Raw genomic sequence first — 18,027 nt, forward strand, 5'->3', positions numbered from 1 at the left:
ATAATGCAGAATTACAAATAAGGTGTGCATTCTACTCTGGTTTTTGGCTCGAACCAAATCTAAACACTTGGTTATACCAAAATGGCGCACGCTCAGTGCGATAGCCGCGAATACGGATAGACGAAGGGCTAAAATCTACGCTAATTTGCCCCAATTCCCCTGTGGAATAGCGCTCTATGCCCTGTGACTGATAGCGTGCTAGCACTTGAGGTTTAGGGAAACCATACTGATTAGCAAAGCCCGCACTAAAAATAACAGAATAAGGCGAAACGGCTTGCAAGAAAGCCGCTGTAGAGGAGGTGTTACTGCCATGGTGCGGCGCGAGTAAGACTTCAGCAGCCATAGGTACGCCTTGTTGCAACAGTTTAAATTCTCGCAGCGCCTCTATGTCTCCCGTGAGTAAGGCTCGTCCATGGTGATTACCTATCCTTATGACGCAAGAGGCATTGTTATCTTTAGGCTCAGTCGCCGCGCTCATCAATTCAAGGGTCAATGCGCGCCAGCTAAACGGCGCTTGCCGGCACGTTTCATCTGCAAATCGGGCAATATCACTGATGACGTTCATCGAAGGGAATGCGGCCATCAACACCTTGGCACCGCCCATATGGTCGTTATCATCATGACTTAACACTAAATACTCGGGCTCAGATATTCCCCGTGCGATGAGAAAGGGCAGAATAACCCGCTTGGCATAACTAAAATCGAGGCCATAAGCTGCGCCAGTATCATAGATGAGGCCGTATTTGCCTTGCTGCACCACGATGGCGCTCCCTTGGCCCACATCCAGCACATGGAGCTGCCAGTCTGTTTCCGTTACCCCTTCATCCTGTAATCGATTGAAGCCTAGCTGACTGCTAAGCGCCATAAGTCCAGTAAACAGCAGCGGCAAGCAAAGGCTCATGGTCATTATCTGCCAAAGCCTGCATCTTTGATAAAGCAGTAACACCCCCCCTATTAAGGCCAATATCACTTGCGCTAAGGTAAAGGTTGCAAGACTAAACTCAGCCCAAGGTAAATGCTTGCTGGCATCTAAAATCCACAAAAATGGCGTCAAGCTTAATTCGGCAACATAAAATAGCTTGGGCCCTAAGCTCAAACTCAGCTCGCGGGCAAACGCTGATATGACTTGGGTGTTAACAAATCCATCTAAGGACAATAAAGGCGACAATGAAAGAGAGTGCAAAAAATCTGGCTGAAAAAAATGAGCCTCATGATCAATAAACCTTGATAACCCGATAACAGCGGCGGCCCCATAAGCCAACAGCGTTAGCATAAGCCAATAGCCTAAGTAGCAAACGAGCCAGAGAATAAGGCTTAACAAGGCCAGTGGGATGACGATGAAACTAAACCAAGGCACGAACAACAAATTAAGCCAAATGCTGTGAAGGGCCGCTGTGCCAAATAGCAATAATTGCAGTATCCCAAGCCCTAAGGCGAGGCGCCATTGAATACGCCACAAGCTTGCCGCAAAATGCTTTAAAGAATCCCCCCATAGGTCAAGCTTTTCTCGCCAAGGAACACGCTTGACGATTATTCCAAAAGAAGCCCATTGTGCTGACGCTGGCTCTTGATGAATGACAGTTTGTTTTGTTGCATCATGGGACTTTTCCTGGGCATTCCCACTGACCTTATCGAGTGTGACACTCAGTAAAATGATGCTTAAGGCACAAAATGAAAGCCAAAACCCTGCACTTAACGGCGCGAAAGGGTCGAACAATAGCACGGCACACAATGCCCAAATTAATCGCTCCCAAGGGGAGCTAAACTGCCTAAGTAGGCTTAATCCTACCAAGAGCAGCAGCATGAGCACCGCCCTTTGAGTGGCAATAGCAAATCCTGCAATATAGCCATAACAGAGCACCACAACTAAGGCTATTCCCATAGCGACAACCCAGTTACGTAGGCTTTCGCAAGGGTAACCTAAGACCAACAGACGCAGGCTTAACAATAAGACTGCAGCAAAAACCACGCTCACATGTAAGCCTGAAATGGCCACTAAGTGCCCCGCTCCCGTACGCCTTAAGTCTTGCCAGCGCGCTGGGGTTATCCCTTTCTTGTCACCCAGTAATAAGGCCTGCAAAATATCCCCGCCATCAAGAGACATAAGAATGGGGCTTAATCTCTCCTGTAACCCTTGGCGTAAGCTCTGCGATTTATTCAACAAACTCGCCTCGGTCACCTTTCCTCTGGCCACTAAGTGCTGACTTAGCCAGTATTTTTGCTGATTAAAACCGCCTTCATTGAGCAAGCTAGTAATGCCTTTCATCTTAGCGTTAAAACGCCACACTTGCCCTAAGGCGAGCGGCAGCGGCTCACGCCAATTTAAACGATAAAAACGCGGAAATAGCCTAAACTGTGGGTCAATCACCTTCACGTCAAAACTTATCCAGTCGCGCTCTTGGTGAACTAGTGATACTATTTGCCCAGTGAACTCCCCATGCTGAGTCATTGCGGGCTCGTGCTGGTTAAATAATGAATAAAAACAATATGAAATCCACAAGGCACCCAAGAGCATTCCGCAAAAAAAACCTGAGGTTTTTCTCGAAATAACGAACACCATGATGAGGATCGGCCAGGTCCATGGCGCGAACAGCGCAGGCCAGAGTAAACTTGATAGTAAACAAGCACAAAAGCCGTAAATATATCCATTCATAATGAATTAATTAAAGACAGCAATTGAGAATTATGCCAAAAAAGTTAATCCAGCGATTCATGCCAAATCCTGCCACCCTTCGTGAGCACAAGCATCTGCGTATTTTTGGCAAACTATTGAACAAGCCAAATTTATGGGTGCTGAATCGCAAATCGGCCCCTGGTGCCTTCGCCGTCGGGCTCTTCTTTGCCTGGGTACCTATGCCGTTTCAGATGATAGCGGCGGCTGGATTTGCCATTTTATTTAACGTTAATCTTCCCGTATCTGTGGCGTTAGTCTGGATAACTAACCCGCTGACCATGCCGGTAATGTTCTATGCCGCATATTTATTGGGTGCGAAAGTGATGGGATTAGAGAGCCAAGCATTTCATTTTGAAGCCAGTTGGCAATGGATTGAAGCCTCCCTTGCCACTATAGGGCCGCCATTCCTACTTGGCTGCGGCATTTTAGCCTGCATTTCGGCACTGGTAGGTTATTTTGTTATCCAGAATTTATGGAAATATTCTGTGTTGATTAAATGGCAAAACCGTAAATAACTGAGTTGTTACCGATGTTATGATCCTGACCCTTAGTGAGCTAATGTATGTCATCCAAAGGGTCTCGCACTGGCTGAATCAGGCCATTTTCATAAGCTATACCGTGTTGCTGCAAAATTTGATTAAACCGACCGGAGGCTTTTAGCTGACTTAATCCCACTTTAAGTGCATTAAATTTATTTGCAGCATCGGGTGCGGCCTTAGATACTGCAACATAGAGCCCCTGTGTTGCCAAAGCGACATCCCCTTGAAGCAGCCTATGTTTGCCATTAAATTCATCGTCATTTTTGATTATCTCACGTACAACAAACTCCTCACCCACCAGTGCATCCACTCGCCCTAGGAGTAACATGCGCACGAGTTGCTCATAGCTTGTGACTTCTATGCGGATCATATCTTGATATTTATCAAATTCAGGATTAACGCTGGCGCCACGCATGATGGCTATTTTGAGACCACTGAGATCTGAAATATTACGATAATTTACTGGTTTTTCTTTAGTATAAAACAGTGAGGTTTTTGATATCACCAAGGGCTCAGAATAATACAGAAACGTTTTTCTCAACTCACTGATATATAAGGGAGACATGGCATCGATTTGGCCTTTCCTTACCGACACTAAGGCGCGGTTAAACGGTAAGAATTGAAAATCAACCCGATAACCACTGCTCTTTAAGGCTTCATTGATAACCTGTGGCACCCAACCTTTTTGTGGTAATGCTTGACCAGAATGGGGGGCAAGTTCAGCCCCTGCAATACTAAAATCACTATCATCTGCAGCGCTGAGATTAACACTAACGCAAGATAAACATATCCAAAGAAATAGCCATTGTTTCATTCATTAAGCCTTAGGTTAAACAACGATTAACGCGCTATATCCCTATGCCAGATTAACAGTTTTGTCATCTAACCAGCCGTGGCGAGAGTGATGTAATCTTCGCGGCTCCTTCTATAACTGTAGTTCACTGCGAGAACAGAACACAGCCAGATAATAAGAGTATGCCACAAGTGCTAGCCTGTGAAAGGTAAATTGCGTGCCCCTAGGGACTATTCGTTGTTTCAATGTCTCGCCCAAGGTCAAACGGTTAGCGCGGCAAAGAGTATGGTTAACAAGGCACGCCGCTGTGGAAGCGAAACTCGCTATCTGGGTTTTGAATAAGCTCGGCTTCAACGGCGGCAAAAAAAGCGATACGCTGCTGTAAATCGGCCTCGGTGATTGGGGTTTTGCTCTTAGCATGGGTATTGACCCCCTGCTTAACAATATCGCTGGCAAGGCTTAAATAATCTTGATAATGGCGCGCTTCAGAGCGCAGTAATGATAAATAAAAGCGCTTGAGTTCAATGTCTAAGTAAGGCGCGAGCTTAGCAAAACGTTCACAGGAGCGGGCCTCGATAAACGCCCCTACGATCAGCTTATCGATTAAGGTCAAAGGTTCATGGGTACGCACATGGGCCATTAACCCCTTAGCATAATTGCCTGCGCGGATATTCTGATAGCTAATATCACGCTTATCCATCAGGGCTAACACTTGCTCAAAATGATGAAACTCTTCCTTGATTAAACGCATCATTTTATTGAGTAGATCCTCACCGACGGCAAGCTTGCCAGTGACGATTAGCTCATTGCTAATATCATTCTTTTTCACCTCTCGCGCCAAAAATGCCTTGGTATTTCTGTCATCTTGATACACAAAAGCCTGATAAGGGGCTGACCAAGCGGTTAACGCCGCAGCACTTTGCGCATCGATGGCATATTTTCTGATCATAAACATGGCCGTCTGCGCCGCCTTAAGCTCACAATTGCAATGGTCAATAAGCAGTGCACTGAGGTTGTCGGGCTTTTTGGCTTCATCTATCCAAGCCAAAGGCGTTTCACAGGCTAAAAAAGAGTAGATAGGGGCAAGTAGCTTATCCATGGTTATGACATCTTGGGCTGAAAAAGGGCCGTTATGGTAACTCTTCTTGGTCTATTTCTATAGCGACTTTATCGACATATTCATCATTTTAAGGGTTACGGGGAATTTATAAGCTGCCCTTTTATTATTGGCTATTCTAAGATTATTCATCAGATGGGGAATTAAACCCTCTCGCCTTACTCAATTAACACAACAGAAGATATCATCATGAAGCCAACTCCTGAGCCTACTCCTGATCCAATTCCTGAGCAAAAAAACAGCCCAAAGAAAGCCAAGGCCGGCAGGCCAAGCCAAGACACTCAGTCCCGCGAACAATTAATATTGGCGGCCAGAAGCTTATTTGTCGAACGGGATTACGCCCAAGTCTCTACCCGCGAGCTTGCCAAAAAAGCCGGCACAGATCCCGCTCTTATTCGCTATTACTTCGGCTCCAAAGAAGGCTTGTTTTCCACCATGATCCGTGAGACGGCTGTGCCAGTTAAGCAGCAATTATGGCAGTTGAACCGCAGCTTAGGGGCCGATGGCCCCGCAAATTTTATGCTCACCTATTATCGAGTCATGGCGGCGCACCCGCATTTTCCACGGCTTATCTTTAAATTGGCCTCCTTAGATCAGTCTCAAGCTAAAAATCAGGAATTAGCTCAAGCATTCAATGAGATAATTAATCTAGAGGATTTACTCTTCTTTGACAAATTCAAATCTCAAGGCCTGTTAAGGGAGGAAGTCGACAGCCGTTGTGCCCAGTTAAGTTTTTTCGCCATGATGGTGTTCCCTTTTCTTGTCCCAGATATTTTCCTCAATAAATTGGGGGTTGAAATCAGTCCTGAGTTTTTACAGCAATTGGCAACACAAAACAGCCAATTGCTCGCCCATGGACTGTTTAAGCCAGAGGTGACATCTCATGAACCCAAATAAAAAGGCCTTAGCCCTCTACGGCATTCTATTGGGGTTATTAGTACTGGTTATCGCCATCATTCTCAAACCCTCACCCCCGGTGAACATAAGTCACAGTCGCGCCGTATTGGTGGAAACCCAAGGGCTGCAAAAAATCAGTCTCGCCCCCAGCATCGAAGGCTTTGGTCGGGTCGCCCCTAAACAAGCCTGGGATGCCATCGCAGAAGTCAGTGGCAAGGTTATTTTTCGCCATCCACAACTGGAGTCTGGGCGCATGCTACCAAAAGGCCTGAAAGTTCTGGAAATTGACCCCTTGGAATACCAGCTTAAATTGGCACAAGCACAGGCGGCGCTTCACGCCACTCAGGCCCAGCTCACGCGCCTTGAACAGCAGCAGCGTAACTTAAATGCCAGCCTTAAGATTGAAAGCCAAAAACTTGCCCTGGCCCAGCAAGAATACCAGAGGAAACTCAGCCTAAAAAATCGTCAGCTGGTATCCAGCTCTGAGCTTGAGGCCCAGCATCAGTCCCTGTTAGTGCAGACCAAGCTAGTGGAAGACCTACAAAGCTCACTTAAACTCTTGCCCGATGATAGAAAAGTCAGCGAAGCCCAGCTTAATGTTGATGAAGCCAAGCTCAAAGATGCCCAGCGAAAGCTTGATCAAACCCAAGTGTTTCTGCCTTTCGAGGCTCGCATTGCCGAAGTTAATGTGGAAGAGGATCAAGTGGTGACCCAAGGTATGACTATGCTCAGTGCCCACAAATTGGGCGCCGCTGAAATTAAAGCCGAAGTGTCACTCAATGATATGCGCACCTTAGTCACTAGCCTTGAACAGCAGCCAAGGGAGCCAAGCCTGCCGTCCATTGAGCTGCTTAACTTAAGCGCAAGTGTGACGCTTCAAATCGCCAATCATCACTACCTTTGGCCTGCCCGCGTCACCCGAGTGGCAGAAATGGTCGACCCCAATCAGGCAAGCATTGGCTTGTACCTTGAGGTGGAACAAGACTATCACCAGCTGGATTTACTCAAGAGCCCCCCGCTGACCAAGGGCATGTTTGTCAGCGCCACCATCTTAGGGCAAGCATCGATGCAATTTGTGGTGCCGCAAAAGGCGCTCCATGGCGATAAGCTGTATTTTATGTCTGCCGATAACACCTTGCTCATTAAAACGGTGAAAACCCTATTTAGGCATAACGACACTGTGGCTGTGGCCTTAGCTTCAGAGGATGAGTTGCCAAATAACCGTTCAGCAACAAGCACGCTAGTCGCCCAGTCTTTGCAAGAGGGTGACCGCTTAATTGTTAACGATCTTATCCCCGCAATGCCCGGCATGAGCCTGAGAGTCAGCCCAAGTGAAGTGGAGCCGAGTCTATGATTGACTATTTTACTCGTCACCCTACCTTAGCCAATCTGCTCATGGTGACCTTGCTACTCTTAGGGCTGTTGAACCTTGGCAATATCAAGCGGGAAACCTTCCCCGATTTTGCGCCTCCCTACGTGATAGCCACTGTGGTGTATCCAGGTGCCTCTCCTATTGAAGTGGAAGAAAGCCTGTGTTTGCCCATGGAAGATGCCGTCGATGGTTTAGCAAACCTTGAAGAGGTGAGCTGTGATGCCCAAGAAGGCGTGGCATCCATGCGACTAAAGCTCGATGGTAAGGCCGATATGGGGCGCTTTTTGGTTGACGTACAGACCCAGATTGACAGCATAGATAATTTTCCGTCGCAAATTGAATCCCCCATAGTGAAAGAGCAAGACTGGGCCCAGCCTGTGGTGGATATCGCCATCGCCGCCGATACCAGCTGGCCTCACCTTAAGCATTATGCCGAAGATGTTAAGCAAAGATTAAAGCTTGAAACCGGGGTCAAGCTAGTGTCTGTCACTGGCTTTTCAGATCATCAATTAGTGATAGCCCTCGACATGCTCGCCCTGCGACGCCTTGGGCTGACAGTCAATGACATTGCCAATAAAGTCAGCCGCCAGAACGTAAAAATGCCGGCCGGCACCCTAGAACTTACCGACAAGAACATCTTGCTGCGTTTCGATGAACGAAAAGTGACCCCAGACGCCCTAGGCAAAACAGTCATAGCCTCGGCAGTGGATGGCAGCCTAGTGCGCTTAAAAGATATCGCCACCATCACAGAAGGCTTTGAAATCGATGAAGAACACAGCTATTTCAATGGCCAGAAAGCGGCCATTATCAAGGTTAAAAAGAATAAAGCGGACGATGCCCTACGCATAAAAGCCAGCATCAGTGCCTTTATTGAAACGGAGCAAGCAAACGCTCCCGAAGGCATAAGCATTACCCTCACCAATGACATGTCCTCCTTGCTGCAAGACAGGTTGTCCATGCTGCTTAAAAATGGCTGGCAGGGGATGGTATTAGTCTTTATCAGCATGTGGCTGTTTTTCTCGCTACGCTACTCATTTTGGGTGTCGGCTGGGCTGCCAGTGGCTTTTCTTGGCGGCCTATATTTGATGAGTCTCTTTGGGGTATCCATCAATATGCTCAGCCTAGTGGGTCTGCTTATGGCCATAGGCATTATGATGGATGATGCCATAGTGCTGGCTGAATCCATTGCCGCCCATATCGACCGCGGCCATCCCCCCCATGAGGCGGTGACACTAGGGGTTAAAAAAGTCACCCCTGGGGTTATTTCATCGTTTCTTACCACCATTCTTATCTTCGGCAGTTTACTCGGCCTAGATGGGCAAATGGGCGCCGTGCTGTCTGTCATTCCTGTGGTGCTTATCATGGTGCTGAGCGTCAGTTTAATCGAAGCCTTTTTGATATTGCCCAATCACCTTAACCACTCTTTAAGCCATGAAGCAGAGCGGAAATTAGCGGCAACAGAAGAGTCCACTAGCGCCAAATCTTGGTTAAGCACTCAAAGAGCGGGTTTACATCGCTTGCCTTGGCTTAAATTAACCTTGAGCGCCATCCCTAAATTTAAAGCTGACTTCACCCAAGGTTTTGAAGGTTTTAGAAATAAACAGCTGGTCACTTGGGTCACATTGGCCGTTCGCTGGCGCTACGCCACTGTGGGGCTGAGCATTGGCCTGTTATTGGCATCGATTGCCTTAGTGGCTGGCGGACTAATAAAATTTGTGCCTTTTCCTGATCTCGATGGTGATATCGCCGAGGCCCGAGTTATTCTCCCCCCTGGCAGTAGCCTAAGCCAGACACAAGCTGTGGTTGAGACCTTGATTGCCAGTGCCAAGCGCACCGCCGATGACTACAGTCAGCGCCACGAAAATGGTGAGCCCTTGTTGCTGGATTTTACTGCCCAGTATAATTTCAATGCCGATGCCGGTGAAAAAGGCCCCCACGTCGCCACTGTGAGGCTGGATTTACGTTCAGCCGAAGTGCGAAGCACCTTAATCGATGCGTTTATTAATGACTGGCGCCTCAATACTGGCGAGCTGGCCCTGCCCTTATCCTTGGTCTTTAAAGAACCCAGTGTAGGCCCTGCTGGCCGGGATATTGAAATAAGACTACAAGGTAACAAGCTTGATGATCTTAAGCAGGTCTCAGTATCACTGCAGCACTACCTGAGCCAGTTCCATGGTATCAATGGCATTTTGGATGACATGCGCCCAGGCAAGGAAGAAATTAAAGTCAGCTTACGCCAAGGCGCTGAAGCCTACGGCATAGACGGCCAGCAAGTGGCGGAGCAGCTGCGCAGTGCCTATTACGGACAAAAAGCCGATGAGGTGCAGGTAGGATCTGAAAATGTAGAGATAACAGTCGAACTCGATAAAACTCAAGCAAGCAATCTTGACGCCTTGGCAAACTTTCCCATCATGGCAAGCAGTGGTAAAACCATTTCCTTAAGCGCCATCGCCCAGTTAGAGCACCAGCGAGGCTACGTGCGAATTTCTCGCATTAATAGCCAGCGAACCGTTACCGTCATGGCCGATGTGGACAATCGGCGCTCCAATGGTGCTGAGACCTTAGCTAAAGTAAAAAGCGAATGGTTAGAGGATATTAAGCTTAAACACCCTGAGGTAAGCGTTAATTTTGAAGGTTCAGCGAAGGAAACCGCCAAGACGGGGCAGTCTTTCGTTAAAGGCTTTATGTTGGGGATATTTGGCTTGTTTTTCATTCTAAGCTTTCAATTTAGGAGCTATATCGAGCCAGTTGTCGTCATGCTTGCCATCCCTATGGCATTAATTGGTGTGCTTTGGGGGCATTTATTATTGGGCTACAGCTTATCTATGCCCTCTATCATGGGGTTTATTTCATTGGCGGGTATTGTGGTGAACGATTCAATTTTGCTGGTGCAATATATTCGTCACCATGTGGATGAGGGTGATGATGTGACGGAGGCTGTGGTCAGTGCCAGTCGCGAGCGTTTTCGCGCGGTGATCTTGACCTCCCTGACGACTGCCGCGGGATTGCTGCCTTTACTGCTTGAAACCAGCTTACAAGCGCAAATCGTCCAGCCCTTAGTGGTCTCCATTGTTTGCGGCATTTTTGCCTCCACCTTAATGGTGCTATTCGTGATCCCCTGCGCTTACGCCATCTTGGATGATTTTGACCTGATGTCAAAACATCACTAAGACAAGCAAATCCATACTTCAACACTGGGCCCGAGCGCACTGTTTGGGCTCAGTGTTGATGCTAAATGTTGGCGCTTAGCCAATAGCCATTAATCATCCCGCGTCAGCACTTCTAACAATTCCAACTCAAAATATAAGTCCGCATTGGCAGGGATAAGTGCGCCCACTTGACGCTCGCCATAGGCTAAATGCGCGGGTACAGAAAGCTTGCGTTTGCCACCCACTTTCATCCCCATCAGGCCAAGGTCCCAGCCCTTAATCACCCGTCCTGTGCCTATTACGCATTGAAATGGCTGACCTTTATCGAAAGATGAATCAAACTGACTGCCATCGGCTAATACGCCGCGATAGTGAGTAGTGATCAAGGCGCCTTTTACCGCCGCCTTACCCTCGCCTAACAGCACATCTTCTACGATTAACTCATCTAAGGGTAACTTATTCATCATCATTCCTGTTGCGTGCGTATCACTGATTTATCGCTGTTTAGTTTATAACTCATGACTGATTGGTTTACAGCCTAGCCATTTAACCCTGATGCCAAAGGCGAGCTTAATCCGCCCGCCAATTGCGCTATACTAGCCCAATTCGCTCATTCAGAGCCAATAAAAACCTGAATGCTAGGCACAAAAAGTAATAAATAAAACAACAAGTAAAATAACAAATAACATTCGTCATCAGCCCTTAACAGAGCATCATTATTTAAAGGATATTTCATGGACTCCAGCATGCCTTCAACTCCTCACGCAAGCGCTTATCCTATTGGCAAACCCGGCCAAGTTTGGGGTGAAGAGGAAAAATCCCTTTGGCTTAATAAACAAGTAATTCAACGTAGTTACGCCGAGCAAGTGTTAGCACTTATCCTAGATCCTGCATCCATTTCGGCAAACACGGCCGACCCCATGGAAACCACGGCCACTCAATCGAACGCACATCCTGAGATTACGTCTGCCCTTGAGCTAGTGCATTACAATACCTTGGCCTATAACACCTTGCATCAAGGGGCGAGCGATTACCCAGTGTATTTATTTAAGAGCCGTCACTGGGATGAAACTAAACCCAATGTACTGATCACAGGTGGCGTTCATGGTTATGAAACCAGCGGCGTACAAGGCGCAATTCGCTTCTTGCGCACTAAAGCCCAGCATTATTGCCAGCACGCCAATCTCATCATAGTGCCCTGCTTAAGCCCCTGGGGATATGAAACCATTAACCGCTGGAACCCGCACGCTATCGATCCAAACCGCTCATTTGTGCATGACACTGCTCCCCATGACACAGCAATGACTCAGGCCAAAGCTCAAGCATCCAAGGTTCAGCTATCCGATGTACAAGAAGCCCACGCCTTGATGGCGGCCCTCGGTGAATTAGCCGTTAATTTTAGCCTGCATATCGATTTACACGAAACCACTGATTCAGATAACGCCGAATTTAGGCCCGCTCTCGCCGCCCGAGACGGTACAAGTTATGATAATTGGGACATTCCCGATGGTTTTTACTTAGTGGGTGACACCCTAAAACCCCAAGCTGAATTTCAAAAAGCCGTCATTAACGCCGTAAATGCCATCACGCATATTGCCCCAGCGGGTGAACACGCCAGATTGATTGGGGTGCCCATCGCACAATTTGGGGTGATTAACTACCCCACCAAGGCCTTGGGGTTATGTGCTGGCATGACAGATGCCACCTATTGCACCACCACGGAAGTCTATCCAGATAGCCCACTGGTGGATGATGAGAATTGCATTCTTGCCCAAGTGGCCGCCATTACAGGCGCGCTGGATTATGTTATCAAGAATCGATAATTGAGCTTCAGGATATCTATTCATAATATCTAGCCCTCAGATAAAGAGCCCCTATAAAGCGCAACACCAGCAATGCCATCAGATCAGTGGATAACTTTCGGTAAGCTAGGACAATAGCGCGTGATGGGACACCTAACGCAATGGGGATGTCGATATTGGCTGACCAGCAATGTGAGAATAAAGCAGGATCCGTCGACCTATTAACTCGCCAAGCACCGAGGTGTTTCCAAAGGGCAGTTCTATACCGGACTCACCTCAGCGGCGTTAGGGAATGACTGGTATATCACCACTTTTGATCAATCATTTTGGTATGGTCTAGCCGAAAAATAGGTTAGCGGTTTACACGCAAAAAAAAGGTTACAGAACGGAATGCTTGGATCAAGATGGGAAGTAAACTTGGCTTTTATTGCCAAGTTTACCTCCCAAGTCTTTATAATTTACTGGTTGTTATATTATTTTTATTGGACAAGATGTCATTAAACTGAACAATATTTACTCCTATCATATTAGATAAATACTGCTCTAAAAATACCTTATGATTTGAACCAACCACAATAATGACTTTTTCTCCAACATGATCAGCAACCACCCTCATAATATTGGAGACCATATTAAGATTTCTCACTTCCCATAGAGCAATTCGAGACAAGCCAGCCTCAACATCTATATCTTCATCAACAAATAGACGCCACTCTTTATCAATGACATCTGACATATATTCATCACTATTTGTCCATGAAAAAAGCGGTAGCCAGTCACCGGTTTCAACCCCTTGAGCCTTTAGCCTTTCAGGCTTGTTTATATACTCACTTGTGCTAAAAGCCTTAAACGCTTTAGATTCGTTGTATGAATCCATTAGCTTTTCTACCATATTTGAATACATGTCTTTATCTAGATGATCGTCAATAGGGTATAGGCGATTAATATTAAGGGTTAAAGCTAAAGCCGTAGCAATGGTATTGATTTCGTTATTGCTGCGAGCACTTGCATCAAGATACGCTTTCAATCCGGGTGAGATGGTTTCGATGGACGAATGACTGTTCAAATAGCGCCAATGAAGCACAGCGGTGTCTTTGTTATATCCCGCTATGGCAAATCTAATCACCTCTATTCTTTGTTCAGTGGTAAGCATTGGCACATCCAATAACACCTTAAGCTTAGCTATCGCCACTTTTGCCGTAATGCCTAAGTTTTCCTGCTCTTTCTTAGCCAATGAAAGCAAGGTATCACCAACAAATTGTGCTAAAACAGCTTGGTACTCATCGGAGCCATTGAGCATAGCAATAATATCTTCTGCTCTTAACGATTCGATGCCAATAGCCGTAGGCTTAAAGCTAGCAAGCATTTGAATAATGGGTGATAGTGCACTTTCATCCAGTTTACCTTTAATGCTATTAAGATGTGTACTCCCCAAAACCATCACTTGGGTTTGAGCCTTGGCCTTGCTCTGTAAATGGCTAATATTCTGTAAATAAGTACTCTCTTTCCCTGCAAAAGCCACATTTGATATAAAAAAAATAACACTGAATATTCCTATTTTAAGCTTCATCCATTTCCCCTAAAATTAAGTTTTCACGACTTTTTTCGTGACATTAAGTTCACAAACATGTCTATTTCAAACTACCTCAGAGACGTGCAGTAAACCTAAGAATTAAATCAGAATACTAACTGTAAAACAATCGCAAGCCTCTTCTTGAGGTGTCTTCACTGGCCCGTGACATCCCTTGCAAAGCTGAGTGATTAACTTAAATCAGCCATCAATAGATAATTTCATTTTATTGCTAAATCACGTAAACTACGCGCTGTTTTTTAAGTCTCACTTTAGGTAAATCATGATCCGTTTAAACCAAGTACAGTTGCCTCTGGACCATAATGAAGATGCACTGCAAGATGCCGTATTGCAAAAGCTTGCTATTTCAGCGGAGCAACTGGTTGATATACATGTGTTTAAACGTGGCTACGATGCTCGTAAAAAGAATTTAATTTCGCTAATTTATACATTAGATGTGACACTAACCAATGTCGATGAAGCGGCGTTATTGGCATCCCTTGCTCATGATCACAACATCCGCGTTTCGCCAGATACCGATTATAAGTATGTTGCTACTGCACCCGAAGGCTTAACCGAGCGCCCAATCGTGATTGGAATGGGGCCTTGCGGCTTATTTGTCGGACTAATATTGGCGCAGATGGGCTTTAAGCCGATTATTTTAGAGCGCGGTAAATCTGTCCATGAACGGGCTAAAGATACCTTTCGCTTTTGGCGTACCAGTGAGCTAAACACAGAATCAAATGTACAGTTTGGTGAAGGCGGCGCAGGCACCTTCTCTGACGGTAAGTTATACAGCCAAGTTAAAGACCCAGGTTTTAAAGGCTTAAAGGTAAAACAAGAATTTGTGGCGGCCGGCGCACCCGCTGAGATTATTTATGTCAGCAAGCCACATATTGGTACTTTTAAGTTGGTCACCATGGTGGAGAAAATGCGCCGTGAGATCACTCGCCTAGGGGGTGAAATTCGTTTTGAAACCCGTGTCGATGAAATCAACATAACCGATCGTAAAGTAACAGGCGTCACCCTTAGAAGTGGTGAAGTGCTGCATTCAAAACATGTTATCGCAGCCATTGGCCACAGTGCCCGCGACACCTTCCAAATGCTGCATGATAAAGGTGTCTACATGCAGGCGCAGTCATTCTCGATTGGCTTTCGCATAGAACACAAACAAGAAATGATCGACAAAGACCGTTTTGGCATTAATGCAGGCCACCCCATATTAGGTGCTGCAGATTACAAGCTGGTCCATCATTGTAAAAATGGTCGCAGTGTTTACAGCTTCTGCATGTGTCCAGGTGGCGTCGTTGTCGCGGCAACATCAGAAGAGCATGCCGTAGTCACCAATGGCATGAGCCAATACTCACGCAGTGAACGTAATGCTAACAGTGCCATTGTGGTAGGTATTGATCCCAGCGATTTTGATAATGATCCACTGCAAGGTATTGCGCTACAACGTAAATTGGAACGTCATGCTTATATTATGGGCGGCAGCAATTACGATGCACCAGCGCAAATGGTCGGCGACTTTTTAGCGTCAGGTCTTGGCAAACCCTATGAAAATGTCGAGCCATCTTATAAACCCAATGTAAAAATGACCGACTTAAGCGATGCACTGCCCCAATTTGCTATCGATGCTATCCGTGAAGCATTGCCTGCATTTGGTAAGAAAATTCGTGGTTTTGACAGTAAAGATGCCATGTTAACCGGGGTGGAAACCCGCACCTCTTCACCCGTGCAAATTAAACGTGGTGCAGATTACCAAAGCATTAACACTAAAGGCTTATACCCTGCAGGCGAAGGTGCTGGTTACGCTGGCGGGATTTTATCTGCAGGTATAGACGGCATCAGCATTGCCGAAGCCGTCGCATTAGACATGATCAAAGAAATGGCCAATCCGTCACTATCAGCTTCAACAAACTATCTTCTTCAATAAACTATCTTCTTCAATAAAAAGAGCAGCCTCAACGGCTGCTCTTTTTTGTGGTTTCAATATCAATGCGCAACACCACGAGTAGATGATTCTCGTAAACGACCATGGCTCACCTTGTTAGCTTTGGTCTAACTTTTAAATTTAAAGCATAAAACTAACGTTTTACTGTGGGTTTTCATTAAAATTCTCAAGCTGCTTTATGCGGGTATATTGAAGGCCGCTGAGCGCTGGACTCACCCCGTACAGAATTGGAATTTGACGCTATCGCAGCTATCAATCCACTTCGAAGGCCGTTTGGACGAATATATCGATCTGTGAAACTAACCTGACACAGAATTATGAACACCCTCAACTCGATGCTTGCTCGCCTTTTAATGCAGCCCTTATTCGTGTTTAACAATGCATGGCACCGTTAATCTCCTAGCAAACTCGGGCTTGTTCAACACTTGGGATAAGGACGCGGCTTCGCGCGGCCTATCCTTATTTGTTATAAGCCATTTTCTTCGAGACTCATTTTATTAAAATTAATGTGGTAGTTTTGAATCTCATTTAACTCATACCCGCAGGTTACTCCGATGCCGTTAACGTCAGTAAAATAGCAGAAAAAGCCTTTGGGAGGGTACAAAGAAAATTTCAAACTGCCATCTTCGTTGTATGCAAGCAAGTTTTGAGCAACACCTCGTTCACCTGCTAGCACCAATAATAATTTTTCAGAGGCAACATATTGAGTGCCTTTGATCAGGTAACCCTCATCAATTGAAACCGTTGCTTCGTTAAAATCCCAACTTATTGATGTCGATTCAACTCTCAGATTTTTCATAATGGCTTATAACGCTTAATTAAACTGCAAAAACAGTTGGATTGTTTTTTGCGCCTTTTGCAAAAAACGAGACAAGCTCTTTTTGTCAGATTGAATTACCTTGTGTACGCCCAGCATGGGCATGAACTAATGAGGTGACTTTCCATTATACATAAGCTCTGTAGGAATATCACCGCTTAACAACCTGCTGTTATTAAACGTTAACGACTAGCGAATGGCAAGGGCTTATCCCGAGGTATGAAGGAAGCCGCTAGCCTCTGTGACCCCTGTGTTGCTAAAGTTACATCTCCGCAATGTCCTATGGCGAAGCTCGGCTCTTGTCTTCAGTAATGACCAGAGATACAGCTAATGTTGAGTAATGCCAAGCTCGAATAAAAAGCAGGATTATATTCACTAAGAGATGGATGGATCGCAGTTCACTCTCGAAACTAAGACGCTAACCAGCAAGTCTAGGTTAGGTCATTCATTGAAGAGAGTAAATGAACCGACCTCGGCAACATGCTCCTGCATTGCTCTACCTCCTGAATCTGACCTCCATGGACGGAGAGAATACCATTTTGATGCACGGAGCATCATTGCCCATTCAGTCGTGTGCGGAGCCGCATACAGGGTAGTGTGGGGGCTGGAGGTTAGACACCTCCGGTGACCCGATTAGCTACACATAACATCGCGTATATAATAACCTAAATAGCCTTCAGAGTATTTCAGTGTACAACTACGTTCATTTGATGGGCAGATTTTTCCATACCCCGCAACTTTCCACTCTTCACCATTGGAGAGTTTAAATATCGACCAATCACCTCTGACTTTATCGCTGCCTGTCTTGATACATTGCGTTTGTTTAATTTCTGTTTTATGAGTGAAAATTTTTGTAGGTAAAGCTGGAATAGTTACTACTAAAGCGGAAACACAATACCCTATAAGAAAGCAGACCAAAGGAAGAAAAACAATAACAATTAGAACCTCTTTTACTTTTCTTTCTTTTATCAGTAAAGCCATTTGCTTAAATCCGGTTGGCTGGGATTTAGTTCCTTTATATGTTGCCATTAACCAAATGAGCAAGGTAAATATAATAATTGAAGACATCAAGAAAAGTGTAAGTTCTAGATTTTCAAGAGGAACATATGCAATACGCCCACTCAAGCCAGCTAAAGCAAATAATCCTATGAAAGCATATAAGGCGTTGAAAATGACTTTCTTACTTTTACGAATATCCATATATCCTCGGTGTAGCTAACGCCCCACTCTAGGGAATCCCCTGATAATTGCTTTTATTTTCAATTTAGTAGACACGCATGGTGCTATCTGATCTAATCAATTTCGCCACTCTTACTCAAGATGGCGACTAAAACTAACACCAT

The 18,027-nt window shown here is 45.8% G+C and carries 13 protein-coding genes and 1 pseudogene; 7 read left to right on the forward strand and 7 right to left on the reverse strand.

The genetic code is table 11. The features are described 5' to 3' along the window. Positions 1-31 precede the first annotated feature (31 nt). Complete coding sequence (locus SDEN_RS11435; protein ID WP_011496634.1) at positions 32-2,653, reverse strand: ComEC/Rec2 family competence protein; 2,622 nt, start codon at positions 2,651-2,653, stop codon at positions 32-34. Between the two features lie 32 nt (positions 2,654-2,685). Here SDEN_RS11435 and SDEN_RS11440 point away from each other — a divergent pair, with 32 nt between their 5' ends. Next, complete coding sequence (locus tag SDEN_RS11440; protein ID WP_011496635.1) at positions 2,686-3,189, forward strand: DUF2062 domain-containing protein; 504 nt, start codon at positions 2,686-2,688, stop codon at positions 3,187-3,189. A 40-nt stretch (positions 3,190-3,229) separates the two neighbouring features. Here the strand turns inward: SDEN_RS11440 and SDEN_RS19850 are convergent, their stop codons facing one another. Then, on the reverse strand, positions 3,230-4,027 hold the full coding sequence (locus SDEN_RS19850; RefSeq protein WP_011496636.1) for a substrate-binding periplasmic protein: 798 nt from the start codon (positions 4,025-4,027) through the stop codon (positions 3,230-3,232). A gap of 268 nt (positions 4,028-4,295) precedes the next feature. Beyond that, entirely contained in the window at positions 4,296-5,105 is an 810-nt protein-coding gene (gene miaE / locus SDEN_RS11450) for a tRNA isopentenyl-2-thiomethyl-A-37 hydroxylase MiaE (protein ID WP_011496637.1), read from the reverse strand. A gap of 207 nt (positions 5,106-5,312) precedes the next feature. Here miaE and SDEN_RS11455 point away from each other — a divergent pair, with 207 nt between their 5' ends. Genes SDEN_RS11455 through SDEN_RS11465 form a run of 3 tightly spaced genes read left to right on the forward strand, consistent with a single transcriptional unit; the run spans position 5,313 to position 10,562 of the window. Beyond that, entirely contained in the window at positions 5,313-6,020 is a 708-nt protein-coding gene (locus SDEN_RS11455; RefSeq protein WP_011496638.1) for a TetR/AcrR family transcriptional regulator, read from the forward strand. Further along, complete coding sequence (locus SDEN_RS11460) at positions 6,007-7,374, forward strand: efflux RND transporter periplasmic adaptor subunit (RefSeq protein ID WP_011496639.1); 1,368 nt, start codon at positions 6,007-6,009, stop codon at positions 7,372-7,374. The genes SDEN_RS11455 and SDEN_RS11460 overlap by 14 nt, the downstream gene beginning before the upstream one ends. Next, on the forward strand, positions 7,371-10,562 hold the full coding sequence (locus tag SDEN_RS11465; protein ID WP_011496640.1) for an efflux RND transporter permease subunit: 3,192 nt from the start codon (positions 7,371-7,373) through the stop codon (positions 10,560-10,562). The genes SDEN_RS11460 and SDEN_RS11465 overlap by 4 nt, the downstream gene beginning before the upstream one ends. 89 nt (positions 10,563-10,651) lie before the next feature. Here the strand turns inward: SDEN_RS11465 and SDEN_RS11470 are convergent, their stop codons facing one another. After that, positions 10,652-11,005 (reverse strand): FKBP-type peptidyl-prolyl cis-trans isomerase, encoded by a 354-nt coding sequence (locus SDEN_RS11470; protein WP_011496641.1) that lies wholly within the window; start codon positions 11,003-11,005, stop codon positions 10,652-10,654. Between the two features lie 282 nt (positions 11,006-11,287). Here SDEN_RS11470 and SDEN_RS11475 point away from each other — a divergent pair, with 282 nt between their 5' ends. After that, on the forward strand, positions 11,288-12,364 hold the full coding sequence (locus tag SDEN_RS11475) for a M14 family metallopeptidase (RefSeq protein WP_041406278.1): 1,077 nt from the start codon (positions 11,288-11,290) through the stop codon (positions 12,362-12,364). A 430-nt stretch (positions 12,365-12,794) separates the two neighbouring features. On the opposite strand, the gene SDEN_RS11480 is transcribed toward SDEN_RS11475, so the two are convergent. Further along, the gene (locus SDEN_RS11480) at positions 12,795-13,913 is read right to left on the reverse strand and encodes a DUF5694 domain-containing protein (protein ID WP_011496643.1); all 1,119 of its coding nucleotides are present in this window, start codon (positions 13,911-13,913) and stop codon (positions 12,795-12,797) included. A 283-nt stretch (positions 13,914-14,196) separates the two neighbouring features. On the opposite strand from SDEN_RS11480, the gene SDEN_RS11485 reads away from it, so the two are divergent. Together SDEN_RS11485 and SDEN_RS20535 are read left to right on the forward strand one after the other, a co-directional pair. After that, positions 14,197-15,849: an NAD(P)/FAD-dependent oxidoreductase gene (locus tag SDEN_RS11485; protein ID WP_011496644.1), complete on the forward strand. Its 1,653-nt coding sequence runs from the start codon at positions 14,197-14,199 to the stop codon at positions 15,847-15,849. Between the two features lie 180 nt (positions 15,850-16,029). Next, a pseudogene (locus SDEN_RS20535) lies at positions 16,030-16,164 on the forward strand (IS256 family transposase); the annotation flags it as partial. Between the two features lie 169 nt (positions 16,165-16,333). Here the strand turns inward: SDEN_RS20535 and SDEN_RS11490 are convergent. Beyond that, the gene (locus SDEN_RS11490; protein WP_011496645.1) at positions 16,334-16,666 is read right to left on the reverse strand and encodes a hypothetical protein; all 333 of its coding nucleotides are present in this window, start codon (positions 16,664-16,666) and stop codon (positions 16,334-16,336) included. Positions 16,667-17,317: 651 nt separating this feature from the next. Next, on the reverse strand, positions 17,318-17,884 hold the full coding sequence (locus SDEN_RS11495; protein ID WP_011496646.1) for a hypothetical protein: 567 nt from the start codon (positions 17,882-17,884) through the stop codon (positions 17,318-17,320). Positions 17,885-18,027 lie beyond the last annotated feature (143 nt).

Origin of the sequence: Shewanella denitrificans OS217, assembly GCF_000013765.1 — a bacterium.
GTDB classification, from domain to species: Bacteria; Pseudomonadota; Gammaproteobacteria; order Enterobacterales; family Shewanellaceae; genus Shewanella; species Shewanella denitrificans.